Below are 22983 nucleotides of genomic sequence, written 5' to 3' on the forward strand. Positions count from 1 at the left end.
AATGAAAAAAGATAAATGAAAAAATATGCCAAGACAAAAGTTGCATAAGAAAAAGGCAAAAAGAAATTTTGAACAAAGATTAAGTGAAAATATGAGTTTTAATAATTTTTTAGGAGGTAAAAAATAATGGTTAAATGACTAGTTGTGATAATTGCTGTTCTGGGAACTTCTTGATTTTTTAAAGATTCTATTAAAAAGTTAGTTTGAAAATTTAAACATAAAAAACATGAGGTAATTGAACCTGATTGTTGATATTGTAAAGAACAAAAACGTAAAGAAAGAGCAAGAAAAGAGTTAGAGGAGGGAGGTTATTAGAATGCCCGCAGGTTTAACCGCACTATTAAATATGATTGGAGGTATTGGTCAAAAATTATTAGAATCTTTTAGTTATGTTTTTAATTGAGTATTTGCTGGTGATTCAATAATGACAAATTGACCAGTCTTAATTCCAATATTTATGATGGTTTTAGTATTTATTAAAGAATTCATAGGACATATTATTCGTGGATTTAGATAGAAATTATTAGGTTTTTTAGGAGGTAATAGTTATGATTAAATTATTTTTTGCAATAATTTTTGTTTTTCCTTTATTAGGTAAACTTTTACCTTCTTTAAATAATATTGTGCAAAATATTTTACAAAGTTATATTACTGATTTTTCTGGTTTATATAATTTATCTTTGGTTATTAAAAGTTTTATTTTTGGTGATAGTTCACAACAAATAGTTTCTATGCCAGCACCATTGTTAGCAATTATTTTAGTACTTTTTACTTTTTCATTAATTTTAAAATTATTAAAAATAATATAGGAGTAGTTTATTATGGGTGTTGCTTTTATTTCAAAAATTTTAGAACTATTTGGACAAATTTTTATGAAATTTTGAAATTTACCAATGGCAGATTTAGGTTTTAATTTGGGAACTTTTGTTGTTTTTATTCTTTTAATAAAGTTTGCAATGTCAGTTTTTTTAAATATTGATATTCAGCCAGTTTCTACATCGGGGACTGTAAAACAAAGTTATAAAAATATTAAAGGTGGTTCAAAATTTGTTGGAAAGCAAATTGCTAAGCAACATGAAAGAAAACGTTTAAGAAATAAGGCTAAGGGTGTTGAAAATAAAAAAGGAAAGTTTGTAGGTACTTAATTATGAGTGATTTTGTGAATAGTATATTGCATTTAATTTTTATATTTTCTAGTAATGATATTAGTATATTTTTAAATCAAACTAATATTACTGATGAAGTTTATATTTTGTTTAATTTGACTTTTTGGTTGGTATTAGGTGTATTTTTTAATTTTATTTATCGTAGTATTAAATTTATTTTTAGGTCATTGTTTGGGTAGGTGTTAAGTATGAGTATTTGAGATATTTACAATAAAATACATCAATGTATAGTTGATTATTGAACTATGTTTATAGGAAGTCCAGTTGACCAATTTACTACTATTTTATGAAATTTAGTAGTTTATGGAACGCAGTTTTTTATTGGATTTATTATATTTTATGGTTTATGATGAGTTTTAAGATGTTTGTTTGGTAAATAATTATGTGATTTAAATTTGCTAAATTGTTTTTTGTTGTAAATACTTCTGTTCAAGCACCAACTAGTTTAATTGTTTCAAATGACCCTAATGTCGTTAATTATGATATTACAAAAGAAATGGTTAAACATGTTAAGTATCATAATTTTGATGATTGAGCAACAATACCATGAAATTCTGCTTATTTTGATGTTGACCAACCGGATTTAAAATTAGTAAGTGGTGAATTTATAGGTAATAATGAGGGTTTATATACGTGTTATTATTATAGTGATACAGTTGGTGTTCCGTCACAAATGATAGATATGGGAACTGGCGTTTATACTTTTTATACTTTTAATAGAAAACAATTAGATAAATTTTCACGTATTATGTTTAATCATAATTATGTTGCAAAGAATAATACTAATAATTTAAATTTTGTTAATACTGGTAAAAGTATTATAAATTTTCAAACACAGTTAAATTTTGAAATTGATAAACCTTTAAGTTTTTATATTCAAGGTTTTATGTTTTATTTTGAATATGAATATTTTAAAACTTTTACTGCTAATTTTACTTTTAGTTTTTTAGATTATGTTGGTGATACAAAATATGTTTTTAAAGGTAAAGTGGATAATGATATTTATCAACAAGATTTATATAATTTTGTTACCATGCCTATTCGTGTTCCAAATTTAAGACATTTAACAGTATTTTTTGATGTTCATGGTGAATCAACTAGACCAACTTTTTCACCACAGTTGAATTTTGGTCAAATCAATATTTTTTCAAGTGAAAATATAACGCCAGCACCACCAAATAGTCCTTTTAATCCTGAATATGAAAGACCAAGTTGATATGATGTTTTTGGACATTTACGTAATGCTTTTAGATGAGTACTTTATGGAGTTGTTGGTAAAGTTTTACCAGTTGAGCCATTAAGACAATTTCTTTTTACAACAGATAGTTTATTACGACACATTTTTTCAGATACGATTAGTACTGCTTTAAATGTTGATATTGTTAGTGGAATAGAAAATATTATACCTTTATGATTATTTGTTAGAGCAATTAGTTTAATTATAGGTTAGGAGTTTATTATGCCTTGATATGGTTATGTGTTATTAGTTATAGGTTTGATTATAATTATTTATCCAATTCTTATAACTATTCGTAATGTTAAAATTTTAAAACGAGTTGGTAGTTATATTATTTCAGCACCTCCAAGAACTGGCAAATCTGCCCTTGCTTGTTGTTTAGCACAAACTCATAAGAAACGAGTAGTTAGTCCTTTCCCTATTAAGTTAAAGACTGGTTATTCTTATTTGGTTAATTATAACGATGTTTTTACTTTTAATCAGTTAGCAAGTAATTATGCTTTTGAGGAACAAGATTTAATAATTTTAGATGAATTAGCATTAAAAATAAATTCTAATGATTTAGGAGTACAGTTTAAAAATCAACAAGAAAGTTTAGGACAATTTTGTAAGTTAATAGGTCACATGTTTAATGGTACAATGTATTTGATTGAACAACACCCTAATAGAATACCAGTACAAGCAAGAGAAAAAGTAGAGTATGTTGTTCAAGTTAAACGTATGCGTTTTTTGGGTTTTATTGTTATATTTAATCTTAATTTATATACTAATATTGAGGATTATAATAAAGTAGTATTTTCACGTCGTAGAACAAAGAAAATGATTAAAAGAGGTATTATGCCTCCAAGTTATAGTGGTGAAGCAATGGCTATGACTTTATTTTTTCCTAGACATTGGTTAAAAAGGTATAATTCACGTGCTTTACATTATGTGCATGAACTTAAAAGTGAATTGTCACCTAAGAAATACCTTAAAGAAGCAAGTAGTATTGATATGACTTATAGTGATATTAAGTCTGCTGGTTTAGATAAATTGGATAATATTTTAAAGAAAAAGGGAGATAAAAATTAAAAAAAATGGCCGGAACCAACAAAGAACCTTTTGTTGGGTTGGCCGCGGGGTTTAGCCCCGCTGGGGTGAGTTGCGAAGCAACGAGGGGCAAAGCCCCTATTACTTGGTGCTCAATGAAATGGATTAAACTATGTTACTTTAATTTTTAATAAACCAAAACTTTATAATCGATGTATTTTATTAAACAAAAATGATGAAATTTTAGTAACTGGTCAAATTTTTAATACTTTAAATATTCCTAAAAATCGTGCATTTTGTTCAATCAATGTTAAATGATTTAAAAAATGAAAAGAGTAAAAAATGATATTATGAAAAATTTTATTAATAGTACCAATATTAATAACAAGCATAACACTAATAATATTTTTAATATTTATTATTAAAGAATTAAAAAATGAATATAAAGTTTTAAAATTATTAAATTCAATTGCAAAAAATTTAGAAAAAAAATAATCAAATATAGATGTACATGAACTGAAACAATAACATTTGAAAAATTTATTCATGAACCATATTATGATGAAATTAAAAATGAACAAAGACAAAGACAATGTGAAAATATGACAGATGAGCAATTTGATGAATATGGAAGAGCATATTGTAAAGAACATAGAATTAAAGTTGATGAAATTAATAAATCAAGACATAAAAATTGTATTAATAAAGAAAAATTAATTAATTTTATTATAACAACTCTAAAAGAAAATAAAGAATCTAATTCTAGTAATTTATTTAAAATAGGAAAAGAAAGTGTTTTATTTAATCTTCAGATTTATATTAATGAGGGAGACTTTGATAATGAATAAAGAAAAATTACTTAAATATATGAAAGATATAATTAAATGAACTAAAAAAATTAATTATACAAAATCTGATTTTGACAAAAGTATTTTAAATTTATTAATTGAAAAAATAGAAAAAGGTGAATTTGACTAATGATAATATTACCTACTTTGTTTGAAAATAAAGATGAAATTGAAATATTATCACCATTTCCAAAAGCAATTCATACAAGTAATGATATTAGAGCAATTATTTTAAGACAATACCCAAATGTTAAATCCAAACACATAATTGTTTCTGACCCAGAAAGTAATGTTGCATTAATAGTTGGTGATAATGATGTTTATCAAGGTTGAATTAAAGTAACAATTAAAAAATTAGAAAATTAAAGGAGATTAAATATGACTAAACGCGAATTTTTAATTAAATGAAATGTAGATGAAAAATTATTTTTTATTGATAATGTTGAATTTTTACATTCAGATACACATATAATTTTTAATTGAAATGATGATTATTGAAGCATTGATTATCATTCAAAAGAGATGAAAAAATTTATAGAACTATTAAATGATTTAAAACAAATTAAAGGAAAATAAAATGCCAAGTATAGAAAATCAATCAAATTATACTTTAACTAAATTAATTAGAACTGGAATAAGTCCAATTTGTGCAATGATTGGTACAAGTGCTTATTATGGTCAAGTAATTGCAAATCCAGTATTAGGTTCAATTAATAGTTTATTATTTGGTAAAAAATTAGGTTTAGATATATGAAATTTAAATCAAAGACCAAATACTAAAACTAAATTAATTAATAGTTCTAAAAAAATTATTTTAGGTTTAGGAACAATTGGATTAGCAAATTATAGTAAATGAACTGAAAACAATATTAATCCTATTATTCCAACAACACCAATTCCAATAACTACTACAACTACAACAGAAGGTCCACCATGATTACTATTAAACAAGCAAGAAAATCAGTCATTAATGGATTGAGATACATATATTAGTTTAAATGCTTATGGTATATCAAATCTTATTAGTGGATTAACTGAGTTAATACCTAATAAATTTGAAACAATAAGAAAAATTTGTAATATGGCTACTGGTAGTTGTTTAATTTCAAGTGGTGTTGCTATGGGTATAAATAATGATTTTATGAATGCTTATGCAGTACCTACCATAGTTGCTGGTGCAAGTGAAATAATCCATAATTTATTACCTATTGAAACTATACATCATAATCAAGAAATGCAAGAAACACCATTTACAAATGAAGCTACAAGATTAATTAATGATAATAGATTTACTATTAATAGTGAAACTGCAAGTCAATATTATGGTAGTGATAATATGAGCGAAGTGCCATTAAATCATGATAATGCTTCATTAAATTGAGATTATAATCACATGAGTTTATAAAGGAGGTGAATAATTTATGAATAAAGAAATGGCCTTATTAGTAAGCATTATAAGTAATTCAAAATCGATGATTGAAAGAATTAATGGTGGTCAATTTGATGAATAATTAAAAATTAAAAATAAATAGTTGAAAGGAAAATATTCAAATGAAAAAATTTTTACATGAATTAATAATTATTGGAACAAGTGTTGGAACATTAATTTGTAGAGAAATTATTGTTTTATTAAAAAGATTTATCACAACTCCAAAACATGTTAGAGCAAATAACAAAATTATTAAACATCAAAAAAAATTAGCAAAGTTAAATGAAAAGATTAATAAAGGAGAAAAATAATATGACAAAAATTGAATTTAATGAAAAATATAGAAAACAAGATATCAGTATTGATAGAGATTTTGATTTACATATTGATAATTGTTTTAAATTTTCTGATATTGATACATTAGAAAATGCAGTTAATGATTATAAAAAATTAATAAGCGAAATGCCACAATTAGTTAAAGATTGATTATTAGGATAAGATTAGGAGAATGTTAAATGTTAGAAAATGAAAATAATGTTCAACAAACAACTGAACCTTTAACTGAAAATAATGCTTCTTCACAAGAAATAGAAAATAAAGTTAATGAAGCAGAAAATAAATTAAATAAACTTAATCAAGAAATTAAAGAAAAAGAAATAATTAATATATTTAAAAAATATCAAGTTAAAAATGAATTTTATGATTATTTAAAATTTAAAACTAATAATTTAGAAAATTCAAAAATTGAAGAAACTATTAAAAAAATGATTAAAGAGCAACCAGTATTTAAAATTTAAACATCATGATGAAGATGTAAAATGAGATGGTACTTATACAAATAATTATTTTGAATAATTATATCTCTAAATTTATATAAGAAATATTTTCGTTATATTTATCAAATAAATTAATATTTTGTAAATTTATTTCTTGCTTATCTGTCATTAAAATTAAATCATAATTTCCAGCACCAAATATGCCACTAATTTCAATCCGATTTAAATTATTAATCGGATTTTCTATTTGTAATTCAAATTCGTTATTATTATTAATTTGTAAAATTTCTTTATAAAATTCTAATTTTGAAAATAATTGTGATTTATTTGAACCATATAAATTTAAAACATTTTCAATTTTATTTTTTTCAATAATTGTTCTTGTAAAGTATTTTCCGTATTCTCCATTACCAAGTGTTCAATCAGCAGGAATTAATGAAGGTATATTGTTACTTTCTAATTCATTAGTTATAGATAATCAATTAAATTGATTATCATCTAACTTAAATAATTCATTTTGACTAATATCATTACTTTTTAATTTGATATTATTAATATCAGTCAAATCAAAATATGAAGAGTGTAATATAACTTTTATATCTTTATACTCTCAAATTTTATTTTCATTTTGATGTATTGGTTTTGATTTTAATTCAAAAAAATAAGGTAATAAAATTTTATTATCATCATTTAAACCTTTATTAATTGACATACTTGAATAAATATATTTTGATAACATTATAAATATTTGTTTAAATATTTTCACTTGTAGTAAATTTATGTAATTTGGATAATCTAATTCTCATTGTTTAAACAAATTGGTTATTACTTCTTCGGGTTTTTGTCCTTCAAATTTTGCTCTTAATTTTGCTATATCATTATCGGGTTTACCAGTTTTATCATTATATTTAGCACCTTCAAAATTTCTATTGTAGTTATATGTATAACTTAGCATATCTAGTAATAACTGTTGTAAACTATCAATTGGTGGTTTATCATTTATTTCTAATTCAACATCATGAAATTTATTTGTTGTAGAAATAAATAAATTATAGTTACCTGCTAAAAATCATGACTCTAATTTTGTATCTTTTAATTCTAGTTCATCAGATAAGGGTCATACTTTTGAATTTTTAGTAACATCATAACCAATTTTAGCATTTGTTACTCTTGCATTATTAATAATTTCTTTTCTTGTTTCAGTACCTCCACCAATAGCAATTAAATCTAAAACTGATTTTTCTTTTCCAATAAATTGTTTTGCTAAATTTCAAGGTAATATTTGTTTACTAAATCATTGTTGTAATATTCTAACTTTTGGTTGAGTTTCAATAGGCATTGATAATAGTGGAAATGCTATCTTATCTTTCACAAATAACTTTGGGTATACTTCCATATTGTCAACTTCACCAAGTACCTTTATATTGCCAAAAATCATGCTTCTAGGAGCTTTAATTTTTAAACCAATTACTTTGGTATCTTTATCTAATGGTTTTTGTAATTTAATAATGATTGGATAACCATCTCTTGTTTTAAAATCTTTAATTTTAATAATAGTTATACTTTTAGTGCTTCTAGTTTTTGGATTTTGATAAGGTTGTGAATAATTATTAATAATATATAAATTATCAATGTTATTTTCAGTTAATGGTTCATTAATAGATACTGCATATAATTTAAATTGATTTAATAAATTTATTTCTTGAAAAATTAAATTTTTAATATCAGTCATACTATATTCAATTGTATTATCATTAATGTTAGTACTTGCTCTTTGATTTAATTGCATAGTAAAATCAGATGTTTCAACTGCAATAGTTTTTAATACTTTATCAATATCAATAAAACCTATTTTAATAGTGTTTGCTGAAAATCTTAAACTATTATTTTCATTGTTTTTAAATAAACGTTCAATTTCATAAATATAAATTGTTCTTTTTTTAAATTCATCATATGCTCTATTAATGTCTGGGTCACTAGTAGCACGCATCATATTAGTAAAGTCATAAGGGATATTATCGATTAAATAATCATTTTCTATTTCTGCTTGATTAAGTTTAGTTTGTTTCTGTTTCTGAGGAAACTTCGTTTGTGGTTTGTTGTTGTTTTCCATTGTTATCTCCTATTAATTGGTTATTTTCGGGGTTAAATAATTTTAATTTAACTGTTAAATTATTAATTTTTTGTTCATCATTAATGTTAAATGTTTTACTATTTAATAAATCTTTATCCATACGTACTAATATTTGAATAAATTTAAGAATATCAATATTAAATTGTCATAATTTTTGTTCAATATAATTAATGGTTGAAATATTAACTGCTGTACTTTCTGGAACTGATTGTTGTGCTGATTTCTTTTGACTTGGTATATGAATACCACAACGTTTAAATATTTCATTAACATTTCAATCATATATATCAGTTAAATTTTTACCTTTAAAATTACTATTTGTCATATTGATATTTTCGTTTTGTTCATTATTATCTCCACCACTTTTAAATATGTAGTTTTTAGTAACCAAAGTTCTTACTGCTTCTTCTAATGCTGATTGAACATTACCATAAGTTTGACTAAATATAAATTTAGGTGAGTTTAAAATAGTATCTAAAACAATTTGTTCATAAATAACATCTAGTGCTTTAATTTTATCCATTACTTTTTCACAATCTGCTTGTTCATTTGCTTTATTTCTCATAATTGCTATTGGTATATAATTAATATTTAGTATTTGTTCTTGTACTAAATTGGGATTATTAATGTATGATTTAAAATCTAATTTATTTTGTTTTTTAGTATCATTAATACTATAAATTGCACGATTAATTGTTACTTGTTCATTGTTTAATGTATAAACTTCAAATAATCTTACAGTTTGTGCATTTTGTTCATAATTATCATAAAAAATAGTACATTGAATTAATTTACCAGTAATATCATAAACTCTTTGTTGTATGTCAACTACTTGAAAATATAAATTATCATTTGCAATATAAATTAAATAACCACTAATTCCTAATTTACTTAATTTAAAAATAGAATTTCAATTTTTTCTATAAAATTCTTGTTGAATTAAATATTGTTTAATGGTTTCATTATTAATTTCTAATGGAGCATTATATAAATTAGCATTATTTTCTGCTACAAAATCAGTAAAATAAGTTTCATGGTTAAAATCATTAAAACCAAAATAATTTAAAATAGAAGCATGTGTACTTTTATTTTTATTAGTTAAAAATTTTAATTTTTCACTTTGATTATCATTAATATTGCTTTTATCTTTTCTTTTAAATAAACTTAACATAATATTCACCACCTTTCTTTAAAATATTTGATTAATTTTTAATATGATTTTTACAATAATAAATATAATTAAACCAGCAGTTGCAGATGATAGAATTACTCCTATTAAACCTAAAATAATTTTTATAATTTTAAAAAACATAATATTATTCCTGTAATTCTTCTAATTTTAAAATTTTTCCATATAAATGTGGATATGGTGCAGTAGTTAAAAATATACTATATATATTTAATTGTAATCAAATATAAATATAATCTTGTGTAATCATACAATTTAAATATTGTGTTGTATTAACATATATAAATTCTGTACATATTCAAGAAGATTTTGTATTATCATTTGTAGGAGTAAAATTATAATAAATACGATATCTTTTATTTTTAATAAAATTATACTTAATAGTTTTATTATCTTCTTTTGTTCCAACTTCTTTTCATTGTGGAATATTTGGACTTGGTGTTGGATTATTTTTTAATTCAATATCTCAATTATTTTCTTCTATTTCATTTGTTTCTAAACTTTTTGAATTAATTTTAATTGGTTTATCTATATTAATTACACTTGGTGAAGTAATATCTAATGTATCACTAGTAATTTGATAAGTATTTTCTTTTAATTCCTCAAAATTAAATATAGCACCACCATCAATTTCACATTTAATAAATAAACTTCATTTATTAACCTTAGTATAATCAGCATTAAGAATTAAAGAAGCTTCTTTATTATCAATTTTACCAATAATAAGAGTTCACGTACCAGTTCCAACTGCTTGTGCTGATTTAAACAATAACATTAATGGATAACCATTTTGTAATGGTGCAAGTCTTTCTCATGTTATAAATACACGATATGTTTTACCAAGATTAATATCAAAATTACTTCATGTTCTATTATCAACTCTATTTCCTATTACAACTCAATTTTCTTTATCTTTCTTTTTATCAATATTAGTTTTATTTTCATTAATAGCCCCAGCAATAGTTTTATCAGTAGTTTTTAAATTAGGAATTTCTTGACTTAGAGCATTTATTTGAAATGCAATCGGAAATTGTGCTTTTGTATCTTCTAATTTTTTATCTACTTCTTCTTTTTTATAATAATCAGATAAATCTACTTTACCACCAGTAGCACTAATTTTATTATTTTCATCAATAGTTATATTAGTACCAGCAATTAATTTATCTTGTTTTTTATCTAATAAATTATTAGTTTCTAGTTTTGTATAATAATCACGTTCAGTATTTTCTTCTGCTATAAATTCAGTTGGTGCACCTTTTCCTATATATTGATATATTTCTTGTATATCACCAATTAAATTAATTTTTCCACGTTCAGGATAAGAATTACCGCCACCACTAAATGTTTTATTTCTATTGTTATAGTAAATAGTTCCAATATTTAAAATATTTTTATTTTGTATTTGTTCTTTATAAGTCATGGAATCAACATTTAACAATTCAAATTCATGAAAAATATTATTTAAATAAATTTTAATTACTTTATAAAATTTCATAAAGTTATTTTCTGTTGAATATTGATAACTGATTTTAATAAAATATCATTTAAATGTTTCTATATTATTATTTTCAACTTTTTTTCATAAGGGACTAGTTTCAATATTAAATCAATTATTTTTAACATCATTAATATTTTCATTTGCTTTAATTAATTCACTATTTAATTTGGTAATTTCATTTTCATTTGTAGTAATTCGTTTTTGTTGTTTAGCAGAAAAATCACAAGTTGGTGCATGTGTATAATCACCAATTTGTGGATTGTTTTGTAAAACATCAGGTGGTAATGTTCCAATTTCATTAGGTCAATCTAAAATCATAGTTTCAGTTTTTGGATCATATTCTGTTGCAACATAACCTTTATTAACAAATTTACTAACAGGACCTCTGTATATTTCATTTTCATTATCATCAACTAAATCATCATATAATTTAATTTGTTTTGATAATGTAAATTCTTTTTGTTGTTCAATTAATTCATCAACTTGATTTCTAGTATAAAATGCTTTTAAGTCAATTTTTTCAACATCTATTTCATCATCATTATAACTTGAAAATATTTGTTTTAATTCTGTTAATCTTGCTCATATTTTCATTCTACTAGGTGCTAAATCTCAAACATTAATTGTAGGAGTACTATTTGCACTAAATTGACTACCATTATTAAATTGAATAGTAGCATCAACATTAAATTCAATTGGTGTACGATTAAATACTCAATGTTCAACCATTACATAAACCATATCTCTTAATGTTTCTTTAATTAACTCATCTTTAAAACTATCAAAAGGAAATTTAGATAAAATAAAATCAAGATAAGCATTAATATCATTTTGAGCACGAATAGCAAAAGTTTTAAATCAATCATTAACATTAGGTCATGTTTGTATATATTGCTGTGGTGTTTTTGTAATTTTTCCAGTTAATGGATATCAGTTATTATAATTTTCAAGACTGACATCAGTTCAAAGTTTATTAATCATAATTTATCATTCCTTAAAAAATGCTTGTTTATAATGATGAGTATGTTTTTTTGTTTTTTTATGTGTTATATGTTCAATTTCTTTTTGTATTTTATTTTTGCCTTTTTTTAATTTTTTCTTACTTTTTGCTACAACTTGACTATATGCAAACTTTTCTAAATGATGTAATAATCCAGTACCAAATAAAGTATTTACTGAAAATTTTAAACCAACATTTTTAAATGATTTGTTAATATTTTCAATAGGATTATTAATAACATTTACTACTTTATGATAAGTTCTTATTATTCTAAATATTTCTCTATATACTTTAAAACTATCTCTAATTATTTGTTGCACCACTGGTGGAGCAAATGCTATTGCTTTTAATCATTTATTACGATTAATACCATAACCCATGTATCAACCACTATATCAACGATATCAATGAAATGGATGTATTTGAGTAACAAAAGTTTTTGCTTTAAGAATACTATCAACAACTGTAATTGGTTTATATTTAGGATTGCGATGATAAATAGTAATTGCACATTTATCTAATGATAAAGGTTGAATTTTACAACCCATAAATACTGGTGAATTTAATGGAATTAATTGTGCATGTTTAATTGTTCTTTTTTCTGCACTAGTAAATAAATCAGTTGCTTTTTGTTTTAATTTATTAATTTTTTCAAATGCTTGTTTTTCTAACTTTTCAAATTTTTCTTGTAATTTATATATACTTTCTCTTATTTTTTCAAAATATGGTGTATCTTTTCAAAATTTATTTAAACCTTTTTTTAAATAAAATCTAATATCAAAATATTTAAAACTTTGATTTGCTTTTAAAACAAGTTGATGAATAACATTATTTTTAAAATCAAATTTAATAGCATTAGCACGAATTTTTTGTAAATCCAAAATTAAAGTTTTTCCATATCTATTTTCTGTGTGTATTGTATGAACTAAATTTAATCAATCATGTTGGTTCATAGATAATACTTTTTTTAAATCAGTATTATATTTTTTTAAAAAATTATTTGCTTTTTCAATATCTTTGATTTTAAATTTAGGAGTTAATTGTGGACTTAATTTTATTAATGTATTTTGTAATAATAAGTAATCTTTTAACTCCTGTGCTTCTAATTTTTGAAAATTATTTTTATATTGTCTTTCAGCAACATAACCTAAATCTCGTAATACTGTTTCACGATTAGGAGTAAAACTATAATTCATTAAATAACGTTTATTACCAATAATTTTATCTGTTAAAATTTCTTTTCCACCTACTTGACTAATAATTTCTTGTAAGTTTTTTACTTCTTTAATACCAACTTGTTCTAATGTTTTAGTTTCTTGTGCTAATTTAATAAATTTAGTTGTACGATAACCACGACTAATTTTATTCAGTCCAGCAAATGCAGGTAGTATATTAAAGAAAGTATTTAATTTTGTTACATTTCCTTTTAAATAATCATAAACTTGATTAATAGTAAAATCAGTTAAAAATTCTACACCAACAGCACTAATACTAGCAACTAAATCACTTGCACCTAATCCAAGGGCTACGCTTTCACTTAATCCACCAGTAAAAGGAGCAAGTGCTACTGCTATTACTTGTACACCAATCATTTCTAAAATTTCTCATCATCAACTTTTATGTTCTTGTTGTTTACTTATTCTAGTATGTTTGGGTTTATTTATGTTTAAAAGTATTGCTGTATTAGTTGTACCGATTGGCATGGTATTAATTTCCTTTATTTAAGAGTTATTTTAATTTGATTTGTTGTTCCTTTATAATTTAAGTCATTAACATTTGCAGTAATAGTTATATATAAGTCACCGGCTTTTTGTTTTTGATTACTTACATTAGTTTTTCCTTGTGCATCACTAAAATATTTAATAGTTGGATTTGTTAAATTTGGATTTAATGATTTAAGTTCATTAGTACTTTTTATTTGTGTATTTAATTCACTATTATTGTTATTAACATTTGCAGTAATATCAATTGTTAAACTTGTAATTTTAGTTTTTAAATCAGTTTTTTCTGTTTTAATAACTCCACATAACATTCATCTTGATGTTGTTTCATTATTAGAAATATATGGTATTGCTTCTCCAACAACTTCACCAGCAACTTTATATGCTCTTCCTGCTTTATCATCTTTAATAAAATCTACATAAATAACTGTATTTTCTATCATGTATCTTTTCATTGCTCTTGGTGTTGCTAAAATAAAGGTCATTAATTGTTGTTCATTTTTATCATTAGTAAAAACCATATAGTCATCAAGAACGATTTCACATAATACACCTTTTACATATAAATTATTTCCATTTAAACGTAATTGTTGTGCCAACTGATTATCAGTAATTAAACCTTTATTATCTGCTAAATAAACTAAACTATCATAAAGACCATTAGTAATAAAAAATTTACTATTTGCAATATTTCTAAATTGAAACAAAGTATTTCAAGCAGATAACATTGATTTTAAATAGCCTACTGGTGTTGTATCTTCAATATCGATTTTAGTAGCAAATTTTGCAATTGCTTGTGTATCATCAATTGCCAATTTATCTGCTAAATCATTTGCAACTTCATATTGCATACTTTCTAGTAAATTTTGCCCATTATCTGCAAATAAATCAACTTCACCAATCATTTCTCCTGCAAGATATTTTTTAGTTATTTTTTTACTAATTTTATCTGTATCAACATATGGTAATTCATATCTTTTACTTTTATCATCTCAAGCAATAATTTTAACTTCTGGTTTTTTTGGTTTTTTAACAATAAACTCAATATTTACTGAGTCAACAATTTCAGTAGGGAAAAAGTTTGCCCATGGACTATTTGAAATTTTAAAAAACTCTATAAATTCTGGTGCTTCTACTAATCTCTCTGTATTGTCTAAATTTTGATTAAATGGTACTGACATTTTATTTCTTCCTTTCGTTTATAAATAATTTTTCTTTTTATAATTAATTAAAAAATTTTCTTTATCATTTGGTTTATTATTAATAATTATTTGTTTATTGCCACCTGTATTAATTGTTTCTTTAAATACTGGTTGTTCTTTAATCATTTTTTTAATAGTTTCTTCAATTTTTGAATTTTCTAAATTATTAGTTTTAAATTTTAAATAATCATAAAATTCAGTTTTAACTTGATATTTTTTAAATATATTAATCATTTCTTTTTCTTTAATTTCTTGATTAAGTTTATTTAACTTATTTTCTGCTTCATTAACTTTATTTTCTATTTCTTGTTGAGCATTATTTTCAGTTAAAGGTTCAGTTGTTTGTTGAACATTATCTTCATTTTCTAACATTTAACATTCTCCTAATCTTATCCCAGTAATCAATCTTTAACTAATTGTGGCATTTCACTTATTAGTTTTTTATAATCATTAACAGCATTTTCTAATGTATTGATATCAGAAAATTTAAAACAATTATCAATATGTAAATCAAAATCTCTATCAATACTGATATCTTGTTTTCTATATTTTTCATTAAATTCAATTTTTGTCATATTATTTTTCTCCTTTATTAATTTTTTCATTTAATTTTGCTAATTTTTTTTGATGTTTTATAATTTTGTTATTTGCTCTAACATGTTTTGGAGTTGTGATAAATCTTTTTAATAAAACAATAATTTCTCTGCAAATTAATGTTCCAACACTTGTTCCAATAATTATTAATTCATGTAAAAATTCTTTCATTTCAATATTTTCCTTTCAACTATTTATTTTTAATTTTTAATTATTCATCAAATTGACCACCATTAATTCTTTCAATCATTGACTGTGAATTACTTATAATTTTTACTAATACAGATATTTCTTTATTTAATTGTTCCAATCTTTCTTTATATGTCTGAATTTCATTATTATAATATTCAATAATTTTTTCTTTATTCATTGCTTTTCACCTCCCTTATAAACTCATGTGATTGTAATCTCAATTTAATGAAGCATTATCATTATTTAATGGTACTTCGCTCATATTATCACTACCATAATATTGACTTGCAGTTTCACTATTAATAGTAAATCTATTGTCATTAATTAATCTTGCAGTTTCATCATTAAATGATGTTTCTTGCATTTCTTCATTATGATTTGTAGTTTCCATAGGTATTAAATTATGGATAATTTCACTTGCACCAGCAATTATGGTAGGTACTGCATAAGCATTATAAAATCATTATTAATACCCATAGCAACACCACTTGATATTAAACATCCACCAGTAGCCATATTACAAATCTTTCTTATTGTTTCAAATTTATTAGGTACTAACTCCGTTAATCCATTAATAAGATTTGATATACCATAAGCATTTAATGAAATATAAGTATCTCAATCCATTAATGACTGATTTTCTTGCTTATTTAATAATAATCATGGAGGACCCTCAGTTGTAGTTGTAGTAGTTATTGGAGTTGGTGTTGTTGGAATAATAGGATTAATATTATTTTCAGTTCATTTACTATAATTTGCTAAACCAATTATTCCTAAACCTAATAGTATTTTTTTACTACTATTAATTAATTTAGTTTTTGTATTTGGTCTTTGATTTAAATTTCAAATATCTAAACCTAATTTTTTACCAAATGCTAAATTGTAAAGGTAAGTGCAACTAAATTATTTTTCTATCCAAATATTCGATTGGTGAAAGATAATTTAGTATTTTTCTCGGTTTTTGATTTAAAGACAATATAAATTTATGAACTTCATTTTTATTAGTTTTTGAAAAAATAAATTTTTTAGGAAATTTTTCTCTAATTAAACCATTAGTATTTTCATTAGTACCTCTTTGTCAAGGTGAATATGGATTGGCAAAATAAATTTTTACATCTAAATTTTTTTCAAGTTGTTGTCAATTTGAAAATTCTTTGCCACGATCAAAAGTAATAGTTTTAACAATGTTTTTAGGAAGAATTGATAAATAATAACTGACATTTTTATTAATAACTTTAGTAGTTCTGTTTTTAACTAATATTGCTAAAGTAAATCGTGATACTCTTTCAACTAAAGTTATTAAACATGATTTGCTTTTACCTCGTGATGATACTATAGTATCTCCTTCTCAATGACCAAGTGTTATACGATCATTAACATTTATATCTCGTTCTTTAATTGATTTACCATTAAACTTGCCACGATTTTCTTTAGATTTTCGTTTTTTACCTTTTCTTCTTAAATTTTTACTAGTAACTTTATCAAGCATTCCAAAATAAATTCAAGTATAAATTGTTTTAAAACTAATAACTCATTCTTTATGAAAATTTTTAATTCTGCCATAAATTTGTTCAGGTGATCAACCTAATAGTAATTTTTGTTGTACATATTTTACTAAATTCTTATTTTTAAACTTATGAAAACTAATATGTGATTGTTTTCGATTTTCAGCTTTATTTTGTGCAATTAATGAAAAATAATGATTATTATCTTTATTTCTATTAATTTCTCGAATAATAGTACTAATACTTCGATTAAGATTTTTAGCTATTTCACTAATTTTAAATTTAAATTTCAATTGATTCTCAATATAAATTCTTTCATCTATGCCAAGATGTTTATAACTCATATAAAAACTCCTTACTTTTTTCTAAACTAAATTTAGCATTATGAAATTTTTATATGAGAATTTTTTGCAATTTTATTTACTTGCACTTACAAGTATAACTCAGCATTTACTTTCAAAGGAGAACAAAATTATGAAATATTTTAGTCCAAGTTATTGATTTAAATTGTGAGTATTAACTGCTCCACTTTTAAATAATAAAATACAAGGTATTAATGGTAAGTCAATTGATAATTCAAATATTAAAAATTGAGTTAGAAAAAATACGACTAGTTTAGATTTAGTAAATCAACAATTAAATTTTGCAAGTAATAATCAAACAGATTTTATTATTAACAACCCAACAACAAATAGCAAAATAAATATGAATAAACATCGTCATGAAAAACACAGAAATCGATTAAAAAGAACATTAAATGGTAAAAACGAAATAAGGGGTAGTTGAGGTAAAGTAACTTGTTCATTTACACCAAAAACTTTTGAAGGAATAATAGCTGATTATCATTATTGAAAAGATAATCCTGCATGAGAACTTGGCGAAAAATTTAAAGAGGATATGATGCAACGATATAATTCTAATGATATTTCAATTACTGCAATTTTTCCATGAACATGAAAAGAAATACAACAAGTAGGTAAAACAATTTGAGATAATTTTTCAAAAATTGAAAAAGTATATACAGATAGTTCTAGAAAAGAACGTATAGAAATTGTACTTTATGAAAAACCATTTAATTGATTTGATTTTGAATCAGTAAGAATAATAACAGAAGATGAGAAATATTATCCAAATAATCGTCTTGATAATTTAGAAAATGATTTTCCAGATTGAAATAAAGATATAAAAATTAATTTAGGAAAAATTAATCATAACGTTGATAACGAAATTAAAAGTGCCATAAAGAAAAAATATCATAATTTTAAATTATCAGAAGTTTATTTATTGGATAAATCTAATTACTCACACTTTATTGGCTATTTTGAAAAAAAATAATTGTTGGTACTTTTAGTCCCTATTCTTATGGTTTGACAAAACCAACTTTTACCTATGTAACACAAGATAAATTTAATGAAATTTCAAATATTATAGCAAATGATTCAAAAGTTAAACAATGATTTGCACATATAAATGAATGAAATTCTACTTTACCACAAGCAATCAATAATTCTAAAACATTTAATCCTCAAGCATTATATAATTGAAAAAGACAAGAAAAAGAAATAATAAAAGGTTATATAAGAGATTGAAGTTATATTTCAACTTTAATTGAACATGAATTAAAGTTAGATGAATTAAACAAAAATATTCAAGGAATCAAAGCAGATTTTGAAACTTTAAAAAAACAAGTTAATGAACTTGACAACAGACTTCTAAATCTAGAAAATAAATCAAATTTAAATTGTGAAAACACATTAACTATTGTTAATGGTGCTTTAAATACTATTCCCATAATTGGTAATGTTGTTGGTGGTATTACAACAATGGCTTCTGGTGCTTGTGCTATTGGTGGTGTATAATTTTATTTTTTTATATCTTTAAAATCAATTTTAAGGCATCAAATTTGCTGCTCGACAAACGATTTAAAATTTTATATAGTTAAGTATTCACAAAAATAATCTTTTATAAAAAGAATTTTATCTAATTTTAATTTGGTATTATTAGTATCCATATCTTCAAGGATGGTTTTTATTTGGTATATAAACCTTTTTAGTTTTTATCAAATCTTCTTTGATAATTGGTTTTGGTGCTATTTCTTTTAATTCATATATTTGATGATTATAACTAAGATATAACTCATTAATAAACGATTTAAGTACAATTACATCAGTTCTAGGTTGTATGTATTGAACTTTGCTATTTTTATAAGGAAAATACTTTTTACCATAATATGTTATAGTTGAACCACTATCCGTTTTTCTTTTAGAAAATCTTGAAAGATAAATATTTATTTCTTCTTGGTTTGGAGCTTTAATCATAGCAGATTTATTATTATCAATAGGTAAGGCAAATTGCTTATTAAAAATACTTATATATATTTTAAGAAATTGATTAGCTTCTTCTAAATTTTTAATTTTATTAAGTCTAAGTTCACTAATTAAGCGACTTTGAAGTGTTCCAAATAAGCGTTCGATTCTACCCTTAGCTTGTGGAATGGAAGTTCTAATAATTTCAACACCTAAATCATTACAAGACTTTTGGAATTGAGTATAAGTATCATTTTCCGTGTTTATTTTGCCAGCATCGATTTGTTTTTTTATATCCAAAAACTGTTCTATTATCAGTATAAAATGTTTTTGGTATGCCATATTTAGTTAAAATTTGATAAAAAACATTATAATAACCATCTAATGTTTCTTGATGATCAAATCATAGTCCGACAATATTTCCTGTAGCATCATCAATTGCAGCATGTAAAAAAGCTTTTGGTTTATCCTTACCAAATCAATGATGATTACTTGCATCCATTTGAATTAATTCACCAAAATTTGTTCTTCGGTTTCTTGTAGGATGCAAGTTATTTTTCTTATTTTTATGTCTTTTTGGTGAAGTAATTTTTTCTTTAATTAATATAGTATAAAGTGTACTATATGAAATTTTAATTTTTTCTTCATTGTTTAATTTCTCATGGAAATGTTGAAAATTAAAATTATAATATTTGGTTTTATATAAATTTATAATCTTAATTTTGATTTCAAAATTTGTTGTTTTATTAGAAATTTTATTTCGGGATTTATGAATAAAACCAACTTTACCTTCTCTATTGAAAATTTGAATTAATTGGTTAATTCTTCTAATAGTTAGGTTAAGTTTATTCTTAGCTTGATGTTTAGATAATTTATTAATAATAATGTCATTTATAATATTAAACTTATATTTTTCTTTCATAGTCATGCTTCTTTCCATATTTATCACCAAGTATATTTAACTTTACTTTTGGGAAATTTTTGCTCGATAACTAATAGGAAATTATCACTAAATAATGACAAAAAGTAAGTATTATTGTTGACTAATATTTTTGAAGTGTTAAGATTAACTTACAATTGCATATTGAAGTCTAAATTATTCTCGTCTAAACTTATAATTTAAAGACAAATTTGAATATTATTGACAACATCGGTATGCTCCCAAAAATAAAGAAAAAATATTTTAAAAATAATAAACAAGGTATTGAAAATCAAGGTGCAAAATGAAATATTGGTTGTTTTACAGAAACTAATATTTGACATGTTTTAAAAGAAATGCTTGGTAATAGAACATATAATATTTTGATTTACATTAAAATGGTTATTTTTAAATGTAATAAGATAAATTTAGAAACATAATTTAATGAATGTAATAATTACTTATTATTTCACAATTTGCAATAGCATCTCAAAAATTATTATTTTTTATTTTTCTTTTTAAGCCAATAATGAAAAAAGCTAATGCTATAATTATAAATATAAAAATCGGCATCACTATTATTAATAAAATAACTCCAATTTGCAATTGAATTCAATTATAATAATTATCATTATTTTGAAAAATATGAAATAAACATATATGATTTGCACAATGACATAAAATAAAATATGTACTATAAATTTTTAAAATATTAAATCCATTTGTAATTTTAATCTGTTCATAATTATTATAACTAAAATTTGAAATACCAATTAATATTAAAGCAATAATAGTTATTAAAATAGTTAAAACAAATAGTAATACAGTTATTAACTGTAATTTTTTAATTGCTTTAAGTTTCATCTTTAAATTCTCCTTAACTTTTACAATAAGTTTAACACCTAGATAACTTAATTATAAGTATTTTAGTTGCAATTTATTGAAAAAAATTATATTATTTAAATACAATTTCATAAAAATCCAAATTATTTCTTGTCTAAGCATAATAAGACTATATATGTTTTAATTTATTCCGGATTTTTGACAATCTCCCAATGATCACTAATAAATAGTGATCATTTTTAATTAAATTATTTATAATTGATTTTTTACTTCTATAATTTTTACCCTATATGTTTCTTTAATACCTTTAATATCACCAATATCACCAACAACACAATTCATAATTGATACTGCTAATGGGCACTCATTAGAAATTAATCCTTCAAATGGATTACTTTCAATACTTCCAACAATTTTAAATTTTTTTTCTGAATCAGAAACAATTTTACCATCTTTAATTTTTACAATTGTTACTCAACTACCAACACGAACTGCTTTGATATTACTATTTTTACGTTGTTTTTGTTCTTCAAGAATAACAGCACTAGTAATAATCGTTTCAAGTTCTTGAATGCGTGCTTCATTTTTACCTTGCTCTTCACGCGCACTAGTATAATCAGCATTTTCTGATAAATCACCATCAGCCCTAGCTGCTTTTAATCGTTCTTTTATCGATTCACGTTCAACATTAATTCGTTTATATAATTCAGTTTTTAACTTTTCTAAACCTTGTTCTGAAATTATTATTTCTTTATTTTTGTTAATTTCGCTCATTAAATGCCTCCATTTATATAATTTAATATTTTAAGAACGTAAATAATTATATCATAAGGATAAATGGTTTTAAAAAAAGTATTCTTTTGAATACTTTTTTTAAAACCATTTACTTTATTAATTTTTCTTCTTTTAATAAAGAAATAATTTCTGTTTTAACTTCTTCAAGTTTTTTATCTTCTTCTTTTTCATCCATTTTTGTAATAATAAAAGCAATTTTACTAAAATTTTTTGCTTGTAAACCTAGAAAATTAAGAACTGACTTAGCTTTAACTTTAGTTTCATTACCAGTAAGTTTTACTGGCTTCGTAATATCTGCATTATCAGGTAATTTAATGACTTCTACCTCAATATTTTTATACTTACTAATAGCAGCAGCAATTTTGGCTATTGGTCGTGCATGTAAACCAATCTTTTTTTCATCATCAATTTGCACAGCATAAATAATACAATTCATTTTTTTCCTCCAAGATTTCTTAAAAATTTGTATAATATAGTTTATTTATAACATATTTTTTATTTTTTTAAAAAAAATATATAATTTAAATTTTTCTTATTAAAATAATGTCCTAGTAAATATTCAATTTTTTACAAATAAATTTTAATTTTTTTTAAAATAAA

37 protein-coding genes and 1 pseudogene are annotated in these 22983 nt (G+C 23.0%); 21 read left to right on the plus strand and 17 right to left on the minus strand.

Annotated elements, in window-relative coordinates; genetic code table 4:
- Position 1: 1 nt before the first annotated feature.
- The 18 genes from AACL03_RS00545 to AACL03_RS00630 all read left to right on the plus strand — a co-directional run bounded on the left by AACL03_RS00545 (position 2) and on the right by AACL03_RS00630 (position 6506).
- On the plus strand, positions 2–127 hold the full coding sequence (locus tag AACL03_RS00545; RefSeq protein ID WP_339038736.1) for a hypothetical protein: 126 nt from the start codon (positions 2–4) through the stop codon (positions 125–127).
- Positions 127–315 (plus strand): hypothetical protein, encoded by a 189-nt coding sequence (locus tag AACL03_RS00550; RefSeq protein ID WP_339038738.1) that lies wholly within the window; start codon positions 127–129, stop codon positions 313–315. Before AACL03_RS00545 ends, AACL03_RS00550 begins: the two co-directional genes overlap by 1 nt.
- Before the next feature lies 1 nt (position 316).
- A complete protein-coding gene (locus AACL03_RS00555) occupies positions 317–517 on the plus strand; it encodes a hypothetical protein (protein ID WP_339038739.1) in 201 nt (66 codons plus the stop codon).
- Positions 518–548: 31 nt separating this feature from the next.
- Positions 549–809, plus strand: a complete 261-nt coding sequence (locus tag AACL03_RS00560) for a hypothetical protein (protein WP_339038741.1) — start codon at positions 549–551, stop codon at positions 807–809.
- Positions 810–821: 12 nt separating this feature from the next.
- On the plus strand, positions 822–1145 hold the full coding sequence (locus tag AACL03_RS00565) for a hypothetical protein (protein ID WP_339038743.1): 324 nt from the start codon (positions 822–824) through the stop codon (positions 1143–1145).
- A gap of 2 nt (positions 1146–1147) precedes the next feature.
- Complete coding sequence (locus tag AACL03_RS00570; protein WP_339038745.1) at positions 1148–1345, plus strand: hypothetical protein; 198 nt, start codon at positions 1148–1150, stop codon at positions 1343–1345.
- A gap of 9 nt (positions 1346–1354) precedes the next feature.
- Positions 1355–1546 carry a hypothetical protein gene (locus AACL03_RS00575; RefSeq protein WP_339038747.1) on the plus strand — a complete coding sequence of 64 codons (192 nt, stop codon included), beginning with the start codon at positions 1355–1357 and terminating at the stop codon, positions 1544–1546.
- 2 nt (positions 1547–1548) lie between these two features.
- Positions 1549–2616 (plus strand): hypothetical protein, encoded by a 1068-nt coding sequence (locus AACL03_RS00580; protein ID WP_339038749.1) that lies wholly within the window; start codon positions 1549–1551, stop codon positions 2614–2616.
- A 9-nt stretch (positions 2617–2625) separates the two neighbouring features.
- On the plus strand, positions 2626–3474 hold the full coding sequence (locus tag AACL03_RS00585; RefSeq protein WP_339038750.1) for a hypothetical protein: 849 nt from the start codon (positions 2626–2628) through the stop codon (positions 3472–3474).
- A 33-nt stretch (positions 3475–3507) separates the two neighbouring features.
- Positions 3508–3771, plus strand: coding sequence for a hypothetical protein (locus tag AACL03_RS00590; RefSeq protein WP_339038752.1), 264 nt, complete (start codon positions 3508–3510; stop codon positions 3769–3771).
- 263 nt (positions 3772–4034) lie between these two features.
- Complete coding sequence (locus AACL03_RS00595; RefSeq protein ID WP_339038754.1) at positions 4035–4280, plus strand: hypothetical protein; 246 nt, start codon at positions 4035–4037, stop codon at positions 4278–4280.
- Entirely contained in the window at positions 4273–4410 is a 138-nt protein-coding gene (locus AACL03_RS00600) for a hypothetical protein (RefSeq protein ID WP_339038756.1), read from the plus strand. Before AACL03_RS00595 ends, AACL03_RS00600 begins: the two co-directional genes overlap by 8 nt.
- Positions 4410–4646 (plus strand): hypothetical protein, encoded by a 237-nt coding sequence (locus AACL03_RS00605; RefSeq protein ID WP_174480108.1) that lies wholly within the window; start codon positions 4410–4412, stop codon positions 4644–4646. Before AACL03_RS00600 ends, AACL03_RS00605 begins: the two co-directional genes overlap by 1 nt.
- 12 nt (positions 4647–4658) lie before the next feature.
- Complete coding sequence (locus AACL03_RS00610) at positions 4659–4856, plus strand: hypothetical protein (RefSeq protein ID WP_339038758.1); 198 nt, start codon at positions 4659–4661, stop codon at positions 4854–4856.
- Between the two features lies 1 nt (position 4857).
- Positions 4858–5685: a hypothetical protein gene (locus AACL03_RS00615; protein WP_339038760.1), complete on the plus strand. Its 828-nt coding sequence runs from the start codon at positions 4858–4860 to the stop codon at positions 5683–5685.
- A gap of 146 nt (positions 5686–5831) precedes the next feature.
- Positions 5832–6020: a hypothetical protein gene (locus AACL03_RS00620; RefSeq protein ID WP_339038762.1), complete on the plus strand. Its 189-nt coding sequence runs from the start codon at positions 5832–5834 to the stop codon at positions 6018–6020.
- A 1-nt stretch (position 6021) separates the two neighbouring features.
- The gene (locus AACL03_RS00625; protein ID WP_281748210.1) at positions 6022–6207 is read left to right on the plus strand and encodes a hypothetical protein; all 186 of its coding nucleotides are present in this window, start codon (positions 6022–6024) and stop codon (positions 6205–6207) included.
- 17 nt (positions 6208–6224) lie between these two features.
- Complete coding sequence (locus AACL03_RS00630) at positions 6225–6506, plus strand: hypothetical protein (protein WP_339038764.1); 282 nt, start codon at positions 6225–6227, stop codon at positions 6504–6506.
- Positions 6507–6564: 58 nt separating this feature from the next.
- Here the strand turns inward: AACL03_RS00630 and AACL03_RS00635 are convergent, their stop codons facing one another.
- From AACL03_RS00635 to AACL03_RS00695, 13 genes are all read right to left on the minus strand, one after another.
- Positions 6565–8598: a hypothetical protein gene (locus tag AACL03_RS00635; RefSeq protein ID WP_339038765.1), complete on the minus strand. Its 2034-nt coding sequence runs from the start codon at positions 8596–8598 to the stop codon at positions 6565–6567.
- Entirely contained in the window at positions 8543–9790 is a 1248-nt protein-coding gene (locus AACL03_RS00640) for a hypothetical protein (RefSeq protein ID WP_339038766.1), read from the minus strand. Before AACL03_RS00640 ends, AACL03_RS00635 begins: the two co-directional genes overlap by 56 nt.
- 18 nt (positions 9791–9808) lie before the next feature.
- Positions 9809–9931, minus strand: coding sequence for a hypothetical protein (locus AACL03_RS00645; RefSeq protein ID WP_255495924.1), 123 nt, complete (start codon positions 9929–9931; stop codon positions 9809–9811).
- 4 nt (positions 9932–9935) lie between these two features.
- The gene (locus AACL03_RS00650; protein ID WP_339038768.1) at positions 9936–12287 is read right to left on the minus strand and encodes a hypothetical protein; all 2352 of its coding nucleotides are present in this window, start codon (positions 12285–12287) and stop codon (positions 9936–9938) included.
- Between the two features lie 3 nt (positions 12288–12290).
- Positions 12291–14009, minus strand: coding sequence for a hypothetical protein (locus tag AACL03_RS00655; protein WP_339038770.1), 1719 nt, complete (start codon positions 14007–14009; stop codon positions 12291–12293).
- A gap of 14 nt (positions 14010–14023) precedes the next feature.
- Positions 14024–15208 carry a hypothetical protein gene (locus AACL03_RS00660; protein WP_339038772.1) on the minus strand — a complete coding sequence of 395 codons (1185 nt, stop codon included), beginning with the start codon at positions 15206–15208 and terminating at the stop codon, positions 14024–14026.
- 18 nt (positions 15209–15226) lie between these two features.
- Positions 15227–15601 carry a hypothetical protein gene (locus AACL03_RS00665; RefSeq protein WP_339038774.1) on the minus strand — a complete coding sequence of 125 codons (375 nt, stop codon included), beginning with the start codon at positions 15599–15601 and terminating at the stop codon, positions 15227–15229.
- 17 nt (positions 15602–15618) lie between these two features.
- A complete protein-coding gene (locus AACL03_RS00670) occupies positions 15619–15804 on the minus strand; it encodes a hypothetical protein (RefSeq protein ID WP_174480219.1) in 186 nt (61 codons plus the stop codon).
- A 1-nt stretch (position 15805) separates the two neighbouring features.
- Positions 15806–15994, minus strand: a complete 189-nt coding sequence (locus AACL03_RS00675; RefSeq protein WP_174481134.1) for a hypothetical protein — start codon at positions 15992–15994, stop codon at positions 15806–15808.
- Positions 15995–16034: 40 nt separating this feature from the next.
- A complete protein-coding gene (locus tag AACL03_RS00680) occupies positions 16035–16193 on the minus strand; it encodes a hypothetical protein (RefSeq protein WP_338959443.1) in 159 nt (52 codons plus the stop codon).
- Positions 16194–16208: 15 nt separating this feature from the next.
- On the minus strand, positions 16209–16406 hold the full coding sequence (locus AACL03_RS00685) for a hypothetical protein (protein ID WP_339038776.1): 198 nt from the start codon (positions 16404–16406) through the stop codon (positions 16209–16211).
- 38 nt (positions 16407–16444) lie between these two features.
- A complete protein-coding gene (locus tag AACL03_RS00690) occupies positions 16445–16642 on the minus strand; it encodes a hypothetical protein (protein WP_339038778.1) in 198 nt (65 codons plus the stop codon).
- A 271-nt stretch (positions 16643–16913) separates the two neighbouring features.
- Positions 16914–17864: an IS30 family transposase gene (locus AACL03_RS00695; protein ID WP_339038665.1), complete on the minus strand. Its 951-nt coding sequence runs from the start codon at positions 17862–17864 to the stop codon at positions 16914–16916.
- A gap of 130 nt (positions 17865–17994) precedes the next feature.
- Between AACL03_RS00695 and AACL03_RS00700 the strand changes: the two genes are divergently transcribed.
- A complete protein-coding gene (locus AACL03_RS00700) occupies positions 17995–18855 on the plus strand; it encodes a hypothetical protein (protein ID WP_339038780.1) in 861 nt (286 codons plus the stop codon).
- Between the two features lie 32 nt (positions 18856–18887).
- A complete protein-coding gene (locus AACL03_RS00705; RefSeq protein ID WP_338980346.1) occupies positions 18888–19379 on the plus strand; it encodes a hypothetical protein in 492 nt (163 codons plus the stop codon).
- Positions 19380–19520: 141 nt separating this feature from the next.
- On the opposite strand, the pseudogene AACL03_RS09950 reads toward AACL03_RS00705, so the two are convergent.
- Positions 19521–20766, minus strand: a pseudogene (locus AACL03_RS09950) (ISNCY family transposase).
- A gap of 215 nt (positions 20767–20981) precedes the next feature.
- On the opposite strand from AACL03_RS09950, the gene AACL03_RS00720 reads away from it, so the two are divergent.
- Positions 20982–21185, plus strand: coding sequence for a hypothetical protein (locus AACL03_RS00720; protein WP_338959696.1), 204 nt, complete (start codon positions 20982–20984; stop codon positions 21183–21185).
- A 1-nt stretch (position 21186) separates the two neighbouring features.
- On the opposite strand, the gene AACL03_RS00725 is transcribed toward AACL03_RS00720, so the two are convergent.
- From AACL03_RS00725 to AACL03_RS00735, 3 genes are all read right to left on the minus strand, one after another.
- Positions 21187–21609 carry a hypothetical protein gene (locus AACL03_RS00725; RefSeq protein ID WP_338979630.1) on the minus strand — a complete coding sequence of 141 codons (423 nt, stop codon included), beginning with the start codon at positions 21607–21609 and terminating at the stop codon, positions 21187–21189.
- A gap of 231 nt (positions 21610–21840) precedes the next feature.
- Positions 21841–22362, minus strand: coding sequence for a transcription elongation factor GreA (gene greA / locus AACL03_RS00730; protein WP_339038787.1), 522 nt, complete (start codon positions 22360–22362; stop codon positions 21841–21843).
- A 109-nt stretch (positions 22363–22471) separates the two neighbouring features.
- Positions 22472–22819, minus strand: a complete 348-nt coding sequence (locus tag AACL03_RS00735; RefSeq protein ID WP_252320667.1) for an HPr family phosphocarrier protein — start codon at positions 22817–22819, stop codon at positions 22472–22474.
- Between the last annotated feature and the right edge of the window lie 164 nt (positions 22820–22983).

Origin of the sequence: Spiroplasma endosymbiont of Andrena trimmerana, assembly GCF_964019575.1 — a bacterium.
Lineage (GTDB): Bacteria > Bacillota_I > Bacilli_A > Mycoplasmatales > VBWQ01 > Spiroplasma_E.